Here is an 18120-nt window from a genome sequence, read left to right as displayed (position 1 = left end):
CGCAGGCCTTTCGGCCATGGCCGATGTTCCGTGGTATAAAGCCGCCATGTCCACCGACGTGCAACTGCCTTCGACGCCACAAGCCAGCAGCGGGTACCGGTATTACGACCTGGTCATGGCTGCTTTCGTCGCCGTCTATCTGTGCTCGAACCTGATCGGCCCGGCGAAGGCGGCGCAACTGACGGTCCCGGTGATCGGACCGGTGACTTTCGGCGCCGGCGTCCTGTTCTTCCCGATTTCGTACATCTTCGGCGACATCCTCACCGAGGTCTATGGCTACGCCCGCGCGAGACGCGTGATCTGGGCGGGTTTCGCGGCGATGACTTTCGCCTCGCTGATGGCCTGGGTCGTCGTCCATCTGCCGCCGGCGCCCGCATGGCAGAATCAGGCAGCGTACGAAATCGCCTTTGGCTCGACCTGGCGCATCGTTCTCGCTTCGCTGACCGCCTTCTTCTGCGGCGAATTCGTCAATTCCTTCGTTCTCGCCAAGATGAAGATCCTGACGCACGGGCGCTGGCTTTGGACACGCACGATCGGCTCGACGATCGTCGGCGAGGGCGTAGATTCGCTATTGTTCTACCCGCTTGCCTTCTACGGTTCCGGACTCATTCCGAACGAGATTCTCTGGCGTGTGATGCTCGCGCAGTTCGTCACGAAAGTCGGCGTCGAAGTGGTCTTTACGCCACTGACCTACAAGATCGTCGCGGCGCTCAAGCGCGCCGAGCACGAGGACTACTACGACATACGCACCAACTTCACGCCTTTCCGCCTGAGGACCTGAGACGCTGTGAACAAAGCCACCGTGCGGCCGAACTGCGGCGTTGCACGCTCGCGCCACGCACCTCGGCCGGTTCGCGACGATTTCTGCACCAGCTCCCGCTCATGCCGCGCGTGGCGCTGGCCCGGCGCCAGCGCTGTGTCTGCATTGCCCAAGCAAACAAGGAGGAAGACAGTATCCATGAACCAGTCGCTCGTACGCATTCTCTCGACCGCCGCAGTGGCCGTGCTCAGCCATTGTCCGGCATTCGCCGACAGCACGCCCAGCGCGAGCGCCGCTCCCGACACACTGGCGCAAGCGCGTGCGTACGTCGAGGCCAGACAATGGACAGCGGCGATTGCCGAACTGAAGCGCATCAACGATCCGGCCAGCGCGGACTGGAACAACCTGATGGGGTACAGTCTGCGCAAGTCTGCGTCGCCGGACCTCGAGGCTGCCGAGCGCCACTACAACGAAGCGCTGCGCATCGACCCCAGACACCGCGGCGCGCTCGAATACTCCGGCGAGCTCCACCTGATGCGGGGTGACCTTGCCGCGGCAGAGAAACGCCTCGCTGTCCTCGACAAGGCGTGCCTGTTCGGCTGCGAAGAGTATACGCATCTGAAGAAGGCGGTCGAGCGCTTCAAGGCATCCGGCGGCAAGGCAAGCACTTCTCAGTAGCGGGCGATCGCCACACGCAAGCGTTCCGGCGCCACCGCGCGCTCACCGTGCTCCCAGGCACCGATCGCTTGCGCGACTTCGCGCGCGCGCAGTCCGCGCCGGGCGGCTTCGCGCCTGGCGGAGGACGCGGCTGCGCCGCGTCCGTGGAATCGCCACTGCGCGGCGATTCAGAGTTTCCGTGGACCAGAGTTGCCAGAGATCAGCGTTCCAGTGGGCAGCGTTACAGGATGGGGGAGAAACACACCAACCGCAACCCCAGGGACTTCGCTCCGGAGGCCTGGATCGTTGGCGCGGCGGTAGGCGCCGCGCGCGTAGTCACTGGAGTTGCCCAGGAGCCGCCGCGCACCACAAGCCGGGTATCCGCCTGGCCCGCGTCCTCGCGCCCATCGTCGGCGACGTACGGATACTGCCCGACCACGCTGTTCGTCCACTCCCCGACGTTGCCGCTCACATCGGCCAGGCCTTCCGGAGTATCGCCGCAGAGAAAGACGCCGACCGGAGTCTTTGCGCACACGTTCTTACGGTACTCTTCGGCGTTCTCGCGTATCCATTGCAGATCGTCGCGTAGCTGCTGCTTCATTCCGTCGGCGCTTCCCTCGCCACTGCGCCAGCGCTTTGCCACCAGCGCTCGTCGTCGTAGCCGCCGGCTTCGAGGAACATCCGCCATTCGGCGTTGGTCAGCGGAAAGCGTGCGATCGCGAACTCGCCGACTGCGAGCGTGTGCGCGGGCGCCTCGTCGGGGTCGATTCCCTCGTCGCTGCCGATCGGGTACGTTCCGGCCGGAATCGTGACCAGCGGCAGCAGGTAGTCGCCGTACGCGCCTTTGCACCGTTCGAAGCGCGGTTCGCCGAGCGAGCGCGCAGGTCGGCGCTGGCGTCGCGGCTGCGCTCGAACAGCGTCTGCTGCAGCATGGCGCGCAGCGCCGGCGAGATCGACACTTCGGGCTGCGCCGCGCAACGCCCGGCGAGCGGCACGTTGTGCGCCAGCAGCGCGCGGACGAAGCCTTCGCTGTCGGCGGCCAGCGCATCGGCGAGGACGAACGTTTCCTCCCAGCCGGTCGGCGGCGCTGCCGGCAGTGCGTCGGCAACGGCGAGACCGGCGAGCACTTCGGCCAGGCCGGACTGCATCTCGGCGGCGCGCCACGCGCTCGCCGTGAGCGCGGGCTGTGGCCGGACGGCAAGCGCGTGCGGCGAAGTATTCCTGCAACAGTTGATGGACGAAGAACACTTCGTCCCATTGCACTTCGAGCGCCGGCAGCGCGACGCCGGCGTACAGCAGGTCTTCGGCAGACGTGAGCGCGTGCAGCGCGAGCAGCGCGAGCGCGTCGTTCCTGCATCGCGTAAGCCAGGCGCGCCAGCGACTGGCGGACGAAGCCGGTGAACAGCGCGTCGGTGCCATCGTTTGCCTGCGCGAGCAGCAGCCTGAGGTAATACGGCGGGCGGAACAGGTCGAACTGCGCCGTTCCGCGCAGGTGCTGCAACAGGCACGGGCCGCGTGCGGCGTCGTAGAGCGTCAGGAAGAGTCCGACAGCGCTTCGACGCGCAGGTGTAGCACCGGCAGGTCAGCAGTCGACAACGATGAGCTGTAAGTGAGACGGTATTCATCGAGGCTGCGCGCCGGGTGGTGAACGATTTTCTGCAGCATTGTTCAGCATATGGGATGCCCAGGCATGGGGTGCGGACCTGCCTCGCGGTACTCATGGATGAGGCCCTGCGCGACCAGGCACACCGCCGCCAGGACCTCGGACACGATGCAGCAGGTTCCCGTACGGAGAGTTCTGCGAGTGCGTGCGTCAACTCGGCGATGGATCAAGATTCCATGGCCCCCGAACCTCGCCGAAACGGGCGTGGGCATTCCGACCCTTTGCCGGAACCGGAACGACTTGATTCTTACCTCCCTGTTTCGCCAGATACACGCCTTGATCGGCCCGTCGGATCAAGCTGTCCTCCGTTTCCGGTTCCGAAAGCTCGGTCGCACCAATACTTGCCGTGATCTTCAGGGGAATGCCCGCAGCGGTGGTTAGCGGTTCTTCGGCAAGACACCGACGAAGGCGTTCGGCAAGTCGAACGGCACCCGCCAGGTCCGTCTCCGGAAGCAGGAGAGCGAACTCTTCTCCACCATATCGGAATGCAGCATCGAGCCCACGCAGGCAACGCCTGATCACTGCACCGGTCGTTGCAAGGGCCTGATCCCCTTCAAGGTGGCCGAAGGTATCGTTGAGTTGCTTGAAGTTGTCGAGGTCGATGACGAGCAGGGAAAGTGTTCGATGGTACCGTCGCGCTCTTTCGGTTTCGATTTTGAGGCGCTCGTGAAAATGACGCGCATTGAACAGAGAGGTGAGAGCATCGGTGATGCTCATCGTGCGATGAAGGCGTTCGCTTTCACGCAGCGCTTCTTCGGCGCGCTTGCGCTCAGTGATGTCTTGGAGTGTTTCGATCGCGCCGATCAGGTTGCCTTCCACATCATGGAGCGGTGCCGCGGTAAAGAACAGCCACAAGCCGCTTTCTCCGAGATGGGGAAAGAAGTCTTCGATCTCGTACGCCCCATCGAGCACTGTGGAGGGGCGAAACTTGCCTTTGTAATAACGAGAAACGCTTTCGTCCACGGCAGATTCCAGGATCAGATCGGCAAAAACGGGGCGTTGGGATTCGTAGAACGGTTGCCATTGATTCCGGGTACCCACCATCTTCTGCGCGGAATGGCCGGTGATCAGTTCGCAAGCACGGTTCCAATGGGTCAGCCGGTGCTCGCGGTCGATGACAAAGGTGGACACCGAGCTGCAGTAGACGATCTGACGCAAAAAGCCCTGGCTTTCCAACAGCAGGGCTTCGGTGTGATGTCGAGCGGTGACGTCGAGCAAGATCTCGATCGCGCCAACGATCTGCCCGTCTGCATTCTTGAGCGGTGCTGCGGTAAAGTGCAGCCAGAGACCGTCCGGACCAAGGCAGGGAAAGAAGTCACAGACTTCGATGCCGCCCTCGACCAAGGGCGAACGATGGTATTTCCCGTGATAGAGTTTTTCCACCTTTTGATCCACGGTCCCGTCGACGATCAGATCGGCGAGAGTGGGTCGCGGTTGCGTATGAAATGCCCGCCATGAGTCGCACGTGCAACACATCCTTTCGGCATCGAGGCCAGTCAGTCTGGCAAGCGCCTTGTTCCAGACGATGATCTGGTGATTCTGGTCAATGACGAAAACGGGAATCGACAGTTCCGCCGTGGCTTCGGTCAGGAGAAATGGCGCCAGCGGCCCGAAGTGGTTTGCCTGGGACAGGAGGTCGTGCTGGTCTGCCCAGGAAGTACTCTCCTCACTCGCCCGGTTTCGCACGACTCGCTCGCTGTCGGACGTCCTTTCTGTGTCTTTGTCACTCATGTGTTTCCTCCTCCTTGTTTTTTTTCTACCAATGACTGAAGAAAGTGGTGTGATCCAGGCCGGCTAAGGATCAGCGACAAGAAGAGGGAAGTTTGCCATGCAAGGCGGCGATATTGCTATGCATGCAGGGACAATTCCTGCACTCCAACATTCTGACTGCCCATGTTACTGCCAGAATCCTCCGCTACCCATGGGGTAGGCGATCACTCGCGCAGAATTCTTCCAATGGATGTGCTACTTCGGTTGGAATCAGGCAGTTTTTCGGGTGGAAACTCGATGTTCAAGTTTTTGCTATCTGACGACCAGCGGCTAACATGAAAGTATTGTTCCGGAGGGTTCTGCCATGTTTGCCGACACCTTGCCCTTTGCCAGCCAGTACGTGTCCCGTTGAGGGAGGAACTGAGCCGGCGGCATCCCTAACATCGCCTGAGCCGGCTCCAGCAGGGCTGGCTGAGTTTCTGCCTAACTGGGCGATTGCTTGGGGAGCCTGAACTGGTCGGCGTTCGAACGTATGGGCTTGGGCCGCTATAATATTGGCGCGCTTTCCTGGATGTTTCGCTATGCCCAATTGCCGTGATCGAAACTGCTCCAGGCCGGCGTCTCTCTTCTTCTGCGCCGCTTCCACCTCAAGCGCGGCGTTCTGGTTGCCGATGACACCGACCATCAGCGGGCGAAAAGGACCACGCTGATCTACGGCGCCCACAATCTATTCGACAAGAAGAGCGGCGGCTATTTCAACGGCCAATACAAGGAGATGTCGATCCAGGACAAATGCACCCGGCATCAGAGCACGCCGCAAACGGTTGCACAGCGAGGCGCGGAGTCCGTCCAAATGAGGATCAACAGTGCCCGCCTGAAGGTCAAGGCGCATGGCACGCAGCGTTTTGTGATTGCAGTCAAGCGCGTTGATGAAGCGCAATACCGTTATTGGGTGGCGACCGACTTATCCTGGCGAACGCTAGATATCGTAGGTTGCCATACGTTCAGATGGCGGCTGGAAGTGTTCTTTGCGGACTGGACAGCCGGACGAAGACGGATCAGTACGAGGGTTGCCCCTGGGCCTGCTGCTAGACCATGCCTTGCTCATCCACCCTGAGCAACGTGCCTGCCTGGAAAACAGGGCACCCGCGTGCACCGTGAGTAGCCTGAAACAAGCCGCCTGTGCCGAAACCGTCATGCGGCTTGTCCGGAACATTCTGGCCGCAGGCGGAACCTGCACGAATGCCTTATGAACTGGCTGAAAAGCTCAGCATGCTGTTCTCGCTGGCGCCCTCGGGAAAACACATGAGCGATCGGGATCTCGTCCGACTTGAACCTTCGGCGTCACTTCGCTATCAGGCCGCTGCACCATAAGGGGGTGACAATCCCGGCATGAAAACTTGAACATCGAGTCACATCACTTGGATATCTTGCCATCCTTGATGATCAGCGAGTCGTTGCCGCTGGCCGTCGCGCTCGAACCGGTCTTCTTGACCGTCACGGTACACGGCCCATTGCCCAGATCACGCGTTGAGCTGGCGCCCACGCTGCCGTCAGTGGTCGAGGAGCATTTGATCAGCACGTCGTGCGAGGTGCTGTCCCGGTTGACCAGCTTGACAGCGGCCAGCGCCGACTGACTGACACAGAGCATGCCGGCGATCGCGGCCATCGAAACGATTCTCATGATCTCTCCTTGGTCAGAACCGATTGTGGCAACTGACGCCAGTCACCTCGGGTCATGCTACTCCGGTGTGTCGTTTATTTCAACGACAACACGACTGGACATGTGCAGCGTGGCGTTCGCGCAAATCGCGCCAGATGGTCTCGGGTACCAGCGCCTGGATCTGCCCGGCCAACTCGTCGGCCAACCGGGCGTCGTCTGCGGACAGTTGCGTTGGTACCTGCACCTGGCGGTCACCCCGGCACAGGCTAAAGGCGCGATGGCTACCCCCAACCATGAGGCTCGGAGATTCCGGCCATGGCCGCTCCACGATCCGCTGGCCGCGTACCCAAGCCTTCAGGGCCGCGGCACGCTCGGGCGCGATGGGAAAAGGTTGCACCCACTGAGGCGGCGCCTCAAAAGGGTAGCCCGGAACGAAGACGATCTGACCGTTCCCGCCAGTCCAGCCCTTGATGCTGAACCAGTAGTGGTGTGGTGGCGGCACACTGCCTTCATGCCAAACGTATTCGAACTCGATCTCGGCACCTGACGGATCGACCTTTTCGGCCGACCATGCGGTACCCGGCGACGGTGATGAATCGGACATGGTTGCACCTGCTGAGGTTATGTGTTGCACGACACTCATCAATGGCCAGGGCCCCTGCGGGAATACGCGACCTAGAGAGAGGAGGCATCGCAGGGAACATGGCCAGGACAATGTAGCCGAGCAAGCGAGATCCAGTCAAACCGCCAGCGGGTCAGCTCGACCAGTGGCGCGAGCTCAGTCACGACACGAACCAGCATGCCTGCGGTCGATAGGGCTTGGTCCGGCCAGAATAGGAGACGACCGTCCCGGCCCGGCACCTTCAGCATCGAGACCTCGGAACCCATGGCTTAGCGCGGCGGTTGACGGCAATCAAAAAAGCTCCGCCTCGCGTTGCCGGCGTATTTATGCCGTCGTATTTAATTTGCGAGGACAATATTCTCAACCCCAAGCAGGAGGTAGGCCACCACACGGCAACGGAGGCGATATGGGCATTTTCCTCGAAAACACCGGGAATCAATCCTGGATATATTTCAACAAGCACAATGTACCAGCGGCATCGTCTGCGCACCGGCCAGCTTGACGAGTGATAGTCTTGAATGAGACAAAGCAAGGGTCTCCCGATTGGAGTATAGCCATGCACATCATTTTCCTCGTTCTGCTGATGCTGGTCGTGGGCTGCAGTCATTCCCCATCGCTGACTGCGAGCGCAACTGCCGAAAGCCGTCAACCTGAAGGCGCCTCGGGCCTCAGTGCACAGCCCGGATGGCACGGCCAGAAGTTTGCCATTGCCACGGCCAATCCACTGGCCAGCGCTGCAGGACTCGCCATGCTCAAAGACGGCGGCACGGCGATCGACGCGGCGGTTGCCGCGCAGATGGTGTTGACCCTCGTCGAACCACAATCCAGCGGCATCGGCGGTGGCGCTTTTCTGCTCCACCACGATGGTCGCCAGACGGTTGCCTTCGACGGTCGCGAGACAGCACCAGCAGCAGCCAGTGAGAGTCTGTTCGTCAAGGCCGACGGCAAAGTGATGACTTTTCAGGAAGCCATCGTTGGTGGCCGCGCCGTCGGCGTGCCAGGTGCCCTGCGGATGCTCGAAGTGGCGCACGCCGAATATGGCCGGCTGCACTGGCCGACCCTTTTCGAACCGGCGATCCGGCTAGCCGAAAATGGATTTCCGGTCAGTCAGCGCCTGCACACACTGCTCAAGGCCGACCCCCATCTCCGGAAGGATCCGCAGGCCGCTGCCTATTTTTATGATCCGGATGGTCAACCCGTCACCGTCGGCAGCCTTTTGCGCAATCCCGAACTGGCTGGCGTCCTGCGCAGGATCGCCAGCGAGGGGTCACGGGCACTGCACGAGGGCGAGATCGCGCAGGCGATCGTCGATAAGGTGCAGCAATATCCGGAAAACCCCGGCCAGCTTACCTTGGCGGATCTGGCCGCATACCAGCCGCAGCGCCGCCAGCCGCTGTGCAGCAGCTATGCGCCCAAACGGGTTGAGCCACCGCGAACTTACCTTATCTGCGGTTTTCCGCCTCCAGGTTCGGGAGCGATCGCCATCGCCCAGATTCTCGGCATCATCAATCACACCGAAGCTGCATTCCTGCCGTTTGCCACCCCACTCTGGATGCACTATTACAGTGAGGCAGCACGCCTGGCTTTTGCCGATCGCGCCCAGTATGTCGCCGATCCGGATTTCGTCGCTGCACCGGTGGGCAACTGGTACGCGCTGATCCAGCCGGAATACCTGGCTGAAAGAGCGAGGCTGATTGGCCCGCACAGCATGCAGGTCGCCAGACCAGGCTCGCCATCGCCGGGACCAATGACCCAGGCAGCGATGCCCGAACAGCCTGAATACGGAACCTCGCACCTCAGCATCGCCGACCAGTACGGCAACGTCTTGGCAATGACCACCACCATCGAGGATGCCTTCGGAGCACGCCAGATGGTACGGGGATTTCTCCTCAACAACCAGCTCAGTGATTTCGCCTTTACCCCGACCGATAACCGAGGTTTGCCCATCGCCAACCGCGTCGAACCGGGCAAGCGCCCGCGCTCATCGATGAGTCCAACGTTGGTCTTTGACCAGGACAGCGGTGAGCTGGTGATCAGCGGCGGCTCACCGGGCGGCGCGTTGATCATCCACTACACGGCCAAGCTGCTTTACGCGATGCTGAACTGGGGATTAAAACCGCAACAGGCCATCGACCTGCCCAACTTTGGTTCGCTGAACGGGCCGACACTGCTTGAGGAAAAGCGTTTTTCCCCGTCCTTTGTCGAAGCGCTTAGGGCCCGCAGCCACGTGGTGAACGAAGTCGGCATGAACAGCGGTCTGCAGGCCATCGAAAAGACCTCGGCTGGATTCGCCGGCGGAGCCGATCCACGCCGTGAGGGCCTGGTGCTGGGCGAGTGATGATCACGCTTCCATGCCCTCGCTGATGCGGGCAGCAAGCGAACCGGGGACTTGGCCTGCCAAGCAACGTCACCAGCAGACCACCCTCACGGCGCCACAGCACACCACTACATCACATAACAGTGTTCTTTAAGGAAAGCCACTGCCTCGCCAAGGGTCGTATCAGAGCTATCGAGCAGATAGCTTTGAGCCTCCGGAAAAAATTCATTCCATAATTTTTCCAGGCCTTCCTGCATCTCATGGGGCGCGCACTGACGAATGAAGCCGAGCACTGGTTCCTGCTTTAAACCGTCTGCACGAACCTTGCGGATCAGGGCTCTCGCTGCCGATCGTGTCAGAGTAGGTTTGGGAACCGTATCGGCTGCGATGCAGACAAAAATCGTCAGCAGCGAGTCATCGTCAGTCTTGCCTGCAGTCATCTTTTGCCACTCCTTCGAAACTGCGGCATCGAATAGACTGGCATCTTCGAGATCGACATCCCGCAGAAAATACCCTTTCTGAACAGTCTCTTCGAACAACTTGTCGATCGCCAATGAGGAATCGAGAATCCTCGGAAGATCCTCTGTTTCGACCTCCTGCAAGTGGCGTCTGGCAATCTCCTGGTACGATTCAGGCAGGATCTGGAATATCTCCTTGACTCGCTTTCTGCCTTTCGGCGCTATCCCTTTCTTCCTGATTGCCTTCAGAATACTGACTAAGCCGGCAGCATTGGGGAATGCAGGTGGGGTGTTTCCGCCAAGATAGACGAGCATGGCCGTACGCAGGAACGATCCAACGGGCACCATCGAAAGGCTGGAGGGGGCTACTCCAAGGTTTTCGGCAAACCAGAGTGCCGCTTCAATCGCCAAGTGATACGCCTTCCTTTGTTCGAGGGCGATTCGATATTCGGCATGCTCCCTGAGCGACCACTCAGCCAGGAATTCCCTTTGTGACTTCGCGCTCATACCGCCAATGATGTCACAATCGGGCAAGGCCCAGAGCGCCTTGATCATTTCGGAACCGCCACGCGAATGTGACAGAAAAGTGTGGTCCCGCAACGATCGAGCTGCTTTGTCGAGGTCACCACCGCTGCGGTCAGCAAGAAAAAGACTGACCAGATTGACGATCCGCGTACGCGCCTCCTCGATATTCGGCCGCAAATACTGCGTCCCGAAATACTCGGCAATCTGCAGCATTCCCTTTGGGGCGTCATTCAGGATACTGACAACTCTATGCTGATCGATGATCCCATTGCGCACCCCGTGAGCGAGGGCCTTTTCGAAAAAAGACCGCGCATCGAATACTGCGATTTTCTGGCAGCTAGGCGGCATGGGCGGTAACATCCTTCTGTGAGTAGCCGGTAATTCAGAAACCTGCAACTATAGCGCTGACTCCTCCCCCAGCTCGACCGGCGACCTGTCCGCAGGCCTGGGCCTTGCCAGGTCAGGCGACACGAGTTCTTCGGCCCTGCTACGCGCACGCAGGATCAGCAGGACATCCCGAAAGATCTCGGGGTATTGGTAACGAAGTATCCAGGTCAGCTCCATCCAGTCGTGATCGTTGACTTCATTGTGCGTCAGGAAAGGACGATTGACACCGGGATCAGCGAGCGCGTCCAGACGTTCTTCGTCGGTCATGTCGTCGGCAGATTCCTCTGCATCGGCGAAGAAATCAAAGGTCGCCGTCTTGAAGAAATGCTCGACGTTTTCGACACGCTCGCAGAGATAATCGGCCAGGACCTCGCAGCCGCCTTCGAATTCTCCGATCGCCTCGAGGAATTCGCCGGGATCGCTGCCTGCCCGGAAAACCACTGAATTGATCATGCCGTGCAACCGCTCATGACTTTGCTCGCCGTAGCGCCGTTCGAGGACGATTGCACGGGCGAACTGTTCTGGCGAGACCAACAGGTTCACCACTGATTCCCGAGATGAATCGAAGTCGCGCAGAACAGCCAGCAGGTCTTTGGCTGGAAAGTCATCGAGAGCCACCACCAAGGCATCGTCACCATCGCTTTCCGCCAGCGAAGCCAGGGCTGCTTCGGCACCGACGATGTTGCCGAGTTGGATCAGTCTCCCTGCTTTCACCAGTACCGGATGGCCCATCAGTGATCCTCCGAAAATTGATCTTTCCGATCAAAACCCTGTTCGGCAAGCCAGTCGGCACCGGACTCTGCAAGGTCGAGGCTGTCATCGAAGTCCTGCTCGTTCTGGTCGCTGTTGACAGCGTCACGCGTGTCTGTCGACCGTTCAGGCTCTGGCTCAGACGACGCTGCAAAGCGCCCTTGCAGATATTCCAGGCAGGCGGTCACCACCATGAACCGGTCACCGTTCGGGTCCTTGAGGACGACCTCGGCGAAGGCTTCGGCCCAGGATTCCAGCTCCACCGCCGTCAGCAGTGTTGACCAGTCGGGCAGGTCTTCGGGCTCCTGTGCGGCAAGCTCCCGCATTACTTCCGGACTGGCAAAACGCATGCCGCCGTGAAAGGCAACGGCTACCATTTCAGGATTGCACTCAATCATCGGCAGGAGTTGCGCAAGCTGCCCGCGCTTCGCCTTGAGCCGCTTGGCCAGGACATCGTGCCCTGCCGAATCGGTCATCAAGTCGTCTAGCTCGGCGTCATAGGCAGACTTCAGATCTTCAAAGAATGGCGACAGCCTCACTACAGTACTCCTTCAAGATAATTTTTCCAGATTTCCCGCGCAGTTTCCAGAGGCTTATCGAGAAGATTACGGCGTCGATTCTCATCGTAGACCTGTCGACGACTGGTGTCAGAAAGTGTTTCATAGGCTTCCTGAACGTCGCGAAAATGGTCGGTCGCTTCCGGAGCCTTGTTGCGGTCTGGATGAAGTAACCAGGCCTTTCTGCGATATGCAATCTTGACCACATCTTTTGAGGCATCACTGGCGATCCCGAGTATGGCGTAATAGTCTTTCATGCATTCTCATCAAGACGGTTGCTCCGGAGGCTTCGACCAAAGGCCATGACTTTATCATGGTCAGAGCCACTGCCGTTCCCTTCGCCCCCGAACCTTCTTCGGCGTGCGGGCGAGTGAAGGTTCGTGAGTTGCTGACGCGATTTCACCTTAATATCGCCTAGAAAGGCCGAGACGCTGCCACAGGGTAGTGGTCAGCTCCACTTGGTTGAGTGTATAGAAATGCAAACCAGGAGCGCCACTGGCCAACAGTTTTGCACAAAGCGAGCTGACCACATCGAGACCGAAAGCGTGGATCGACAAGGTGTCGTCACCGTAGCTTTCAAGTTTTTTCCTGACCCAGCGCGGTATCTCCGCACCACAGTTATCCGAGAAGCGGGCAAGACTGCTGTAGCTGGAGATCGGCATGATGCCGGGGACGATCGGCACATCAATGCCGAGCGCCTGGCACTCGTCGATAAAATGCGCGTAGGCGTCGAAGTTGTAGAAATACTGCGTGATTGCCGAATTGGCACCAGCGTCGAGCTTTCGTTTGAAAGCCAGGAGATCCTCCATCGGGCTTTTTGCCTGCGGATGGTATTCCGGATAAGCCGCGACTTCAATATGAAACCAGTCGCCTGTTTCGGCGCGAATGAACTCGACGAGCTCGTTGGCATAGCGAAAGGTGCCCGGCCTGGCCATACCCGACGGCAGGTCACCGCGCAGTGCAACCAGATGGCGAATACCATGTGCCTGATACTGTTCGAGAATGCTGCGAATGCTATCCGGAGTCGACCCGATGCACGACAGGTGCGGTGCCGCCTGATGACCTTCGCGCTGGATTTCAAGCACAGTCTCGAGCGTGCGGTCACGCGTCGAACCGCCGGCGCCAAAAGTAACCGAGAAAAACCTGGGCTCCAGAAGCGCCAAGCGAGCACGCGTGCCCCGCAACTTTTCCGCTCCCTCGAGGGTTTGCGGCGGAAAAAGCTCTAGGCTGAAAACGGGAGGCTGCGGGGTCATGAGTCGGCAAATGTCAGTAGCGATATTGCTCGGACTTGTAAGGACCTTCCTTCGCTACGCCGATGTAGGCAGCTTGCTGATCCGTCAGCTCGGAGAGCTCGGCATTGAGTTTCTTGAGCTGCAGGCGGGCCACCTTCTCGTCGAGGTGTTTGGGCAGGGTATACACCCCGACCGGATAGTTGGCATTGCGTGTAAACAGTTCGATCTGGGCAATCGTCTGGTTGGCGAACGAGGAACTCATCACGTACGAGGGATGGCCGGTACCGCAACCGAGGTTGACCAGACGACCTCTGGCCAGCAGGATGATGCGCTTGCCATCGGGGAAGATCACATGATCGACCTGCGGTTTGATCTCTTCCCAGACATAGGTCTCGATCGAGGCGACGTCGATTTCGTTGTCGAAGTGGCCGATGTTGCAGACGATCGCCTGATTCTTCATCCGGGCCATGTGCGCATGGGTGATCACGTGATAGTTGCCGGTACAGGTAACGAAGATATCGGCCTTGTCAGCCGCGTAATCCATGGTTACCACGCGGTAGCCTTCCATGGCCGCCTGCAAGGCACAGATCGGATCGATTTCGGTGACCCACACCTGTGCGGACAGGGCGCGCATGGCTTGTGCCGAGCCCTTGCCAACATCGCCATAGCCGGCGATCAGGGCAATCTTGCCAGCGATCATCACGTCGGTGGCGCGTTTGATACCATCGACCAGCGATTCGCGGCAACCGTAAAGGTTGTCAAACTTCGATTTGGTAACCGAGTCGTTGACATTGATCGCCGGAAATTTGAGCTCACCCCTGGCGTGCATCTGGTACAGGCGATGCACGCCGGTCGTGGTTTCCTCGGTCACGCCCTTGACCGCTGCCAGACGACGCGAGTACCAAGTCGGATCATTGGCCAGTTTGGCCTGGATCGTCGCAAAGAGGATCGCCTCTTCCTCGGAAGTCGGGCTGGCAAGCACCGACGCGTCACCTTCGGCTCGGGCACCAAGGTGCAGGAGCAGCGTCGCGTCGCCGCCATCGTCGAGGATCATGTTGCTGTAACCCGCATCCGGCCATTCAAAGATGCGATGAGTGTAATCCCAGTAATCTTCCAGCGACTCGCCTTTGACGGCGAAGACCGATACTCCGGAAGCTGCGACAGCCGCAGCAGCGTGATCCTGGGTCGAAAAGATGTTGCACGAAGCCCACCGTACTTCAGCACCAAGAGTAACCAGGGTCTTGATCAGTACGGCGGTCTGAATCGTCATGTGCAGCGAACCAGTAATGCGTGCGCCCATGAGGGGCCTGGTGGTCGCGAACTCTTCGCGAATCGCCATCAGTCCCGGCATTTCGGTTTCGGCAATACGAATTTCCTTGCGACCCCATTCGGCGAGGCCAAGGTCAGCAATCACATAGTCTTGAGTAACAGCATCCGACATGGCAAGGCTCCTTAAGAACGGTGACCAGGGGAAGGAAGCTGTCGGGCATATCTGCTGAAGGACTTCAGCCTGCGCCCATCCCTCTCCTCGCGCCCGGCACGGGTTGGTTGGATGAGCGCCGTTTGAAAAATCCGAGCCTGAAACTGTCGGACGACAGCCCTGCAGCGCTCCTCGGATTGAACCCGGATTATAAACTGGCTCGGCAAGTACTGGCCAGTATTAGTACGCGAGCGAATCATAGGTCCGTTGCCTTCCCTGGATTTCGACGCTGACCTGATTGGGTGCACAGATGGCGATTTCGCCAGGGCGAGTTAGCCAACCTTGGCGCACGCAATATTGCCGGGGACCTGGATCCGCAGCGACACGCACCCGACGCTGGTCGACGACAACCGTCGTCATGCCCAGTGGCCCAGGGACTTCAATGCGGCGATTGCGTGCCAGATCGAGTTCTGAGAATACTTCGCCGCCGCGCTTGACGATGGCTTTTTCAGCGACGCCGGCCCGCCATGCCCAAGGAAACGACGCGGCGCAAATGCACAAACCCAAGATGACCAGCATCCAGTCGCCGGACCTGAGCAGCCCGACCCAGCTCATCACGGATTTTCGACAATCACCATTGGAAAGCGCAACTCGCGGTGACGAACCAGAACACGCGCACAACCACGAAACTCGCGTCCCAACCATTCGGCAAAATAGACCGAGCGATGCTGGCCACCCGTGCAACCGATGCCTACCGTCAGATAGTTGCGGCTGTCCCGAACATATGACGGCAACCACGTACGAAGGAAACCGGCGATATCGCCACGCATACGCAGCACTTCGGGCTCGGCTTCGAGGAAATCAATGACGGGTGCGTCACGACCAGTGAGCAGACGCAGGATGGGATCGTAGTGCGGATTAGGTAGGCAACGAACATCAAAAACGAGGTCGGCATCGAGCGGCATGCCATGCTTGAACCCGAACGATTCGAAAAGCAGGGTCAGTCCCTGACAGGAATCTGAAGGAAGATCTCTAGTCACGAACTGGCGGACCCACTCGCGCAGTGCGCTGGCCTTGACGCCGCTGGTATCGATGTGATGACCAAGGGCGGTCAACTCGGCAAGACGAACTCGTTCTTCGGTAATGGCCTCGGTCAGCGTCAGCTTGTCACTGGCCAGAGGATGTCGGCGCCGGGTTTCAGAGTAGCGCTTGATCAAGGTTGCATCCTGCGCATCAAGAAACAGGAATTGCAGGTCGAGATCGTTGGCGCGCAGGGCATCGAGTTGCAAGGGAAGCATGGCCACGCTATCGCCCCCGCGAATATCGATCACAACTCCGACATGGTCGTAACCCTGCTGCTCAAGTTGTCCGACAAGCGGCTGCAACAACTGAGATGGCAGGTTGTCCACGCAATAATAGTTGGCGTCCTCAAGAACTTTGAGGGCGATCGATTTACCCGAACCGGACAGGCCACTGATGAGAACGAGATGCATGCCTCGCAGCATAACGGATGCCAGGCTTGACGGGCAAGCCATTCGTCAATAACGTTTTATAACATGCTGAATTAAAATATGTTTTATTTATTTTTTGGGCCCGTGTAGGAACTCATGGTGGGATTCCTTCGGTGCAAGTCGCAGTAGCCTTCTCTTTCTCTGCAAGCCGGGTATCTGATCCTGTATCAGAAGAATCTATATATAAATACTACCATAGCTATAGTGACAACAAACCTGTTGATATGTTTTTTTCTCTCTAAAAATCAAAATGATATACCGTCTTTTCGGGTTACAGAAAGACGGTATGAAGCTGTGGAAAAAATCTGATAACTTACCCACAAGCGCTTTTTGCTAAGCTTATTCACTGCTTCTCAGAGGTTTTTCCCCTGACTTTTCCCAAGACCCGGCGGCTTCTCGAGGCTGCCATGCGATCTCGCATAAATTCTTCTTTCCAAGCAATTGGTTCGAACTCATGACAATTCTGAATATCCCTTTCCTCGTCGACCTCGTGGCAATTCGGCGCGATATACATGCTCACCCTGAACTAGCCTTCGATGAACTGCGAACAGCTGAATTGGCGGCTCGCGAGTTGACCAGCTATGGACTGGAAGTTGATTGTGGTCTGGCACGCACTGGCGTCATCGGCATCCTGCGCAAGGGCAGCAGTCCCCGTGCCATTGGACTGAGAGCTGACATGGACGCGCTTCCTATGTGCGAGAAGAACGACTTTCCACACTGTTCGAGAAACGATGGACGTATGCATGCCTGTGGTCACGACGGGCATACGGCGATTTTGCTCGGTGCCGCGCGCTACATGGCCGAGCACCGGAACGATCTGGATTTCGACGGCACCGTTTACTTCATTTTCCAGCCTGCCGAGGAGTCCGAGGGAGGCGCCGAGGTGATGATTGCTGAAGGGCTGTTCGAGAAATTTCCGATGGACGCGGTGTTTGGTCTGCACAATTGGCCGGGTATCCCGGTTGGTGAGATGGCAGTGATGCCGGGGCCAGTGATGGCGGGCACATCTACCTTTGAAATCTTGGTACGGGGGCAGGGTTGCCATGCCGCGATGCCGCATCAGGGGGTCGACACGCTGGTTGTAAGCAGTCATCTGGTACTCGCGTTGCAAACTATCGTTGCCCGCAACCTGCATCCCTGCCAGTCGGCGGTGGTGAGCATCACCCAGGTGCATGCTGGTGAAGCCTGGAATGTCATCCCCGACGATGCTGTTCTACGCGGTACGATCCGCAGCTTCAACGTCGAAACCCAGAATCTTGTCGAAGGCGCAATCGAGCGGCTGTGCAATGGCATTGCTCGTACATTCGGAGCGCAGATTACCGTTTGTTTTGACCATCGCTATCCTCCGACGGTAAATAGTGTTTCGGAAACGGAAATCTGCCGGCGTGTGGCAAGCGGCCTGCTTGGTGCTGATCAAGTGCATGTGCATGAGCTGCCCTCGATGGGGGCCGAGGATTTCGCTTACATGCTTCGCGAAAAGCCAGGTTGCTACGTTTGGCTAGGCAATGGTCCGGGCTCCGGGGGCTGCACCCTGCACAATCCGCATTACGATTTCAACGACGAGATTCTGCCGCTAGGGGTGAGTTACTGGGTCAGGTTGGTTGAAGCGGTGTTGGGGCGTAAGTCGTGACTGGAGCAGCCCGGCTGTCCCTTCGGGGCAGGGCAGGTTGTGTCTCAGCTGGCCCTGGAAACCATGGGCAGATTCGCGCGTACGTTTGCCAACGAAACCAATGTCTTTTTTGTTACACTCGCCAGGTGAACCCATGGGCAGCGTACCCGAGGATTGGCAAAACGCGCCGATCCCCCTATTTCAAAAAATGGTGGGGAGTACCCGGTGCAGTATTCAGGCACCCCCCGAGTCCGGGCCAAAACCAGAACTCCCAGGACC

19 protein-coding genes and 1 riboswitch are annotated in these 18120 nt (G+C 58.8%); of the genes, 5 read left to right on the top strand and 14 right to left on the bottom strand.

All coding sequences use genetic code 11. The annotated features are described in order from the left end of the window. Nucleotides 1-46: 46 nt before the first annotated feature. Together AW06_RS00640 and AW06_RS00635 are read left to right on the top strand one after the other, a co-directional pair. Nucleotides 47-781 (top strand): queuosine precursor transporter, encoded by a 735-nt coding sequence (locus tag AW06_RS00640; RefSeq protein ID WP_034944077.1) that lies wholly within the window; start codon nucleotides 47-49, stop codon nucleotides 779-781. A 177-nt stretch (nucleotides 782-958) separates the two neighbouring features. Next, a complete protein-coding gene (locus tag AW06_RS00635; RefSeq protein ID WP_034943941.1) occupies nucleotides 959-1438 on the top strand; it encodes a hypothetical protein in 480 nt (159 codons plus the stop codon). Between the two features lie 220 nt (nucleotides 1439-1658). Here AW06_RS00635 and AW06_RS00630 read toward each other — a convergent pair whose 3' ends face one another. Next, complete coding sequence (locus AW06_RS00630) at nucleotides 1659-2018, bottom strand: SUMF1/EgtB/PvdO family nonheme iron enzyme (RefSeq protein ID WP_171047208.1); 360 nt, start codon at nucleotides 2016-2018, stop codon at nucleotides 1659-1661. 97 nt (nucleotides 2019-2115) lie between these two features. Continuing rightward, a complete protein-coding gene (locus AW06_RS00625; RefSeq protein ID WP_034943938.1) occupies nucleotides 2116-2565 on the bottom strand; it encodes a hypothetical protein in 450 nt (149 codons plus the stop codon). 85 nt (nucleotides 2566-2650) lie between these two features. On the opposite strand from AW06_RS00625, the gene AW06_RS19585 reads away from it, so the two are divergent. Next, the gene (locus AW06_RS19585; protein WP_273704258.1) at nucleotides 2651-2818 is read left to right on the top strand and encodes a hypothetical protein; all 168 of its coding nucleotides are present in this window, start codon (nucleotides 2651-2653) and stop codon (nucleotides 2816-2818) included. Between the two features lie 132 nt (nucleotides 2819-2950). On the opposite strand, the gene AW06_RS19580 is transcribed toward AW06_RS19585, so the two are convergent. The 4 genes from AW06_RS19580 to AW06_RS00600 all read right to left on the bottom strand — a co-directional run bounded on the left by AW06_RS19580 (nucleotide 2951) and on the right by AW06_RS00600 (nucleotide 7057). Continuing rightward, nucleotides 2951-3082 carry a hypothetical protein gene (locus tag AW06_RS19580; protein ID WP_273704257.1) on the bottom strand — a complete coding sequence of 44 codons (132 nt, stop codon included), beginning with the start codon at nucleotides 3080-3082 and terminating at the stop codon, nucleotides 2951-2953. A gap of 148 nt (nucleotides 3083-3230) precedes the next feature. After that, nucleotides 3231-4811, bottom strand: a complete 1581-nt coding sequence (locus AW06_RS19575) for a diguanylate cyclase (protein ID WP_273704256.1) — start codon at nucleotides 4809-4811, stop codon at nucleotides 3231-3233. 1396 nt (nucleotides 4812-6207) lie between these two features. Next, nucleotides 6208-6474 carry a hypothetical protein gene (locus AW06_RS00605; RefSeq protein ID WP_034943929.1) on the bottom strand — a complete coding sequence of 89 codons (267 nt, stop codon included), beginning with the start codon at nucleotides 6472-6474 and terminating at the stop codon, nucleotides 6208-6210. 79 nt (nucleotides 6475-6553) lie between these two features. Then, nucleotides 6554-7057 carry a hypothetical protein gene (locus AW06_RS00600; RefSeq protein WP_034943926.1) on the bottom strand — a complete coding sequence of 168 codons (504 nt, stop codon included), beginning with the start codon at nucleotides 7055-7057 and terminating at the stop codon, nucleotides 6554-6556. A gap of 574 nt (nucleotides 7058-7631) precedes the next feature. On the opposite strand from AW06_RS00600, the gene AW06_RS00590 reads away from it, so the two are divergent. Continuing rightward, nucleotides 7632-9413 (top strand): gamma-glutamyltransferase family protein, encoded by a 1782-nt coding sequence (locus AW06_RS00590; protein ID WP_034943919.1) that lies wholly within the window; start codon nucleotides 7632-7634, stop codon nucleotides 9411-9413. A 107-nt stretch (nucleotides 9414-9520) separates the two neighbouring features. Here AW06_RS00590 and AW06_RS00585 read toward each other — a convergent pair whose 3' ends face one another. The 8 genes from AW06_RS00585 to rapZ all read right to left on the bottom strand — a co-directional run bounded on the left by AW06_RS00585 (nucleotide 9521) and on the right by rapZ (nucleotide 16214). Then, nucleotides 9521-10771, bottom strand: a complete 1251-nt coding sequence (locus AW06_RS00585; protein WP_273704255.1) for a hypothetical protein — start codon at nucleotides 10769-10771, stop codon at nucleotides 9521-9523. Continuing rightward, nucleotides 10772-11494: a hypothetical protein gene (locus tag AW06_RS00580; RefSeq protein WP_034943913.1), complete on the bottom strand. Its 723-nt coding sequence runs from the start codon at nucleotides 11492-11494 to the stop codon at nucleotides 10772-10774. Continuing rightward, entirely contained in the window at nucleotides 11494-12051 is a 558-nt protein-coding gene (locus AW06_RS00575) for a hypothetical protein (protein ID WP_034943909.1), read from the bottom strand. The genes AW06_RS00580 and AW06_RS00575 overlap by 1 nt, the downstream gene beginning before the upstream one ends. After that, nucleotides 12051-12326 carry a DnaJ domain-containing protein gene (locus AW06_RS00570; RefSeq protein WP_034943906.1) on the bottom strand — a complete coding sequence of 92 codons (276 nt, stop codon included), beginning with the start codon at nucleotides 12324-12326 and terminating at the stop codon, nucleotides 12051-12053. Before AW06_RS00570 ends, AW06_RS00575 begins: the two co-directional genes overlap by 1 nt. Before the next feature lie 147 nt (nucleotides 12327-12473). After that, a complete protein-coding gene (gene metF / locus AW06_RS00565) occupies nucleotides 12474-13322 on the bottom strand; it encodes a methylenetetrahydrofolate reductase [NAD(P)H] (RefSeq protein WP_034943902.1) in 849 nt (282 codons plus the stop codon). 13 nt (nucleotides 13323-13335) lie between these two features. Then, nucleotides 13336-14742: an adenosylhomocysteinase gene (gene ahcY, locus AW06_RS00560; protein WP_034943899.1), complete on the bottom strand. Its 1407-nt coding sequence runs from the start codon at nucleotides 14740-14742 to the stop codon at nucleotides 13336-13338. Between the two features lie 106 nt (nucleotides 14743-14848). Continuing rightward, nucleotides 14849-14921: riboswitch (S-adenosyl-L-homocysteine riboswitch) on the bottom strand. Nucleotides 14922-14961: 40 nt separating this feature from the next. Beyond that, entirely contained in the window at nucleotides 14962-15336 is a 375-nt protein-coding gene (locus AW06_RS00555) for a NusG domain II-containing protein (RefSeq protein WP_034943896.1), read from the bottom strand. Next, nucleotides 15336-16214, bottom strand: coding sequence for an RNase adapter RapZ (gene rapZ / locus AW06_RS00550; protein ID WP_034944072.1), 879 nt, complete (start codon nucleotides 16212-16214; stop codon nucleotides 15336-15338). Before rapZ ends, AW06_RS00555 begins: the two co-directional genes overlap by 1 nt. Before the next feature lie 472 nt (nucleotides 16215-16686). Between rapZ and AW06_RS00545 the strand changes: the two genes are divergently transcribed. Beyond that, nucleotides 16687-17862 carry a M20 aminoacylase family protein gene (locus AW06_RS00545; protein ID WP_034943893.1) on the top strand — a complete coding sequence of 392 codons (1176 nt, stop codon included), beginning with the start codon at nucleotides 16687-16689 and terminating at the stop codon, nucleotides 17860-17862. Nucleotides 17863-18120 lie beyond the last annotated feature (258 nt).

The sequence above is a fragment of the Candidatus Accumulibacter cognatus genome, assembly GCF_000584975.1.
Classification (GTDB): Bacteria; Pseudomonadota; Gammaproteobacteria; order Burkholderiales; family Rhodocyclaceae; genus Accumulibacter; species Accumulibacter cognatus.
The sequence above is the reverse complement of the archived record's forward strand: the minus strand, read 5'-3'. Positions and strand labels throughout refer to the sequence as shown.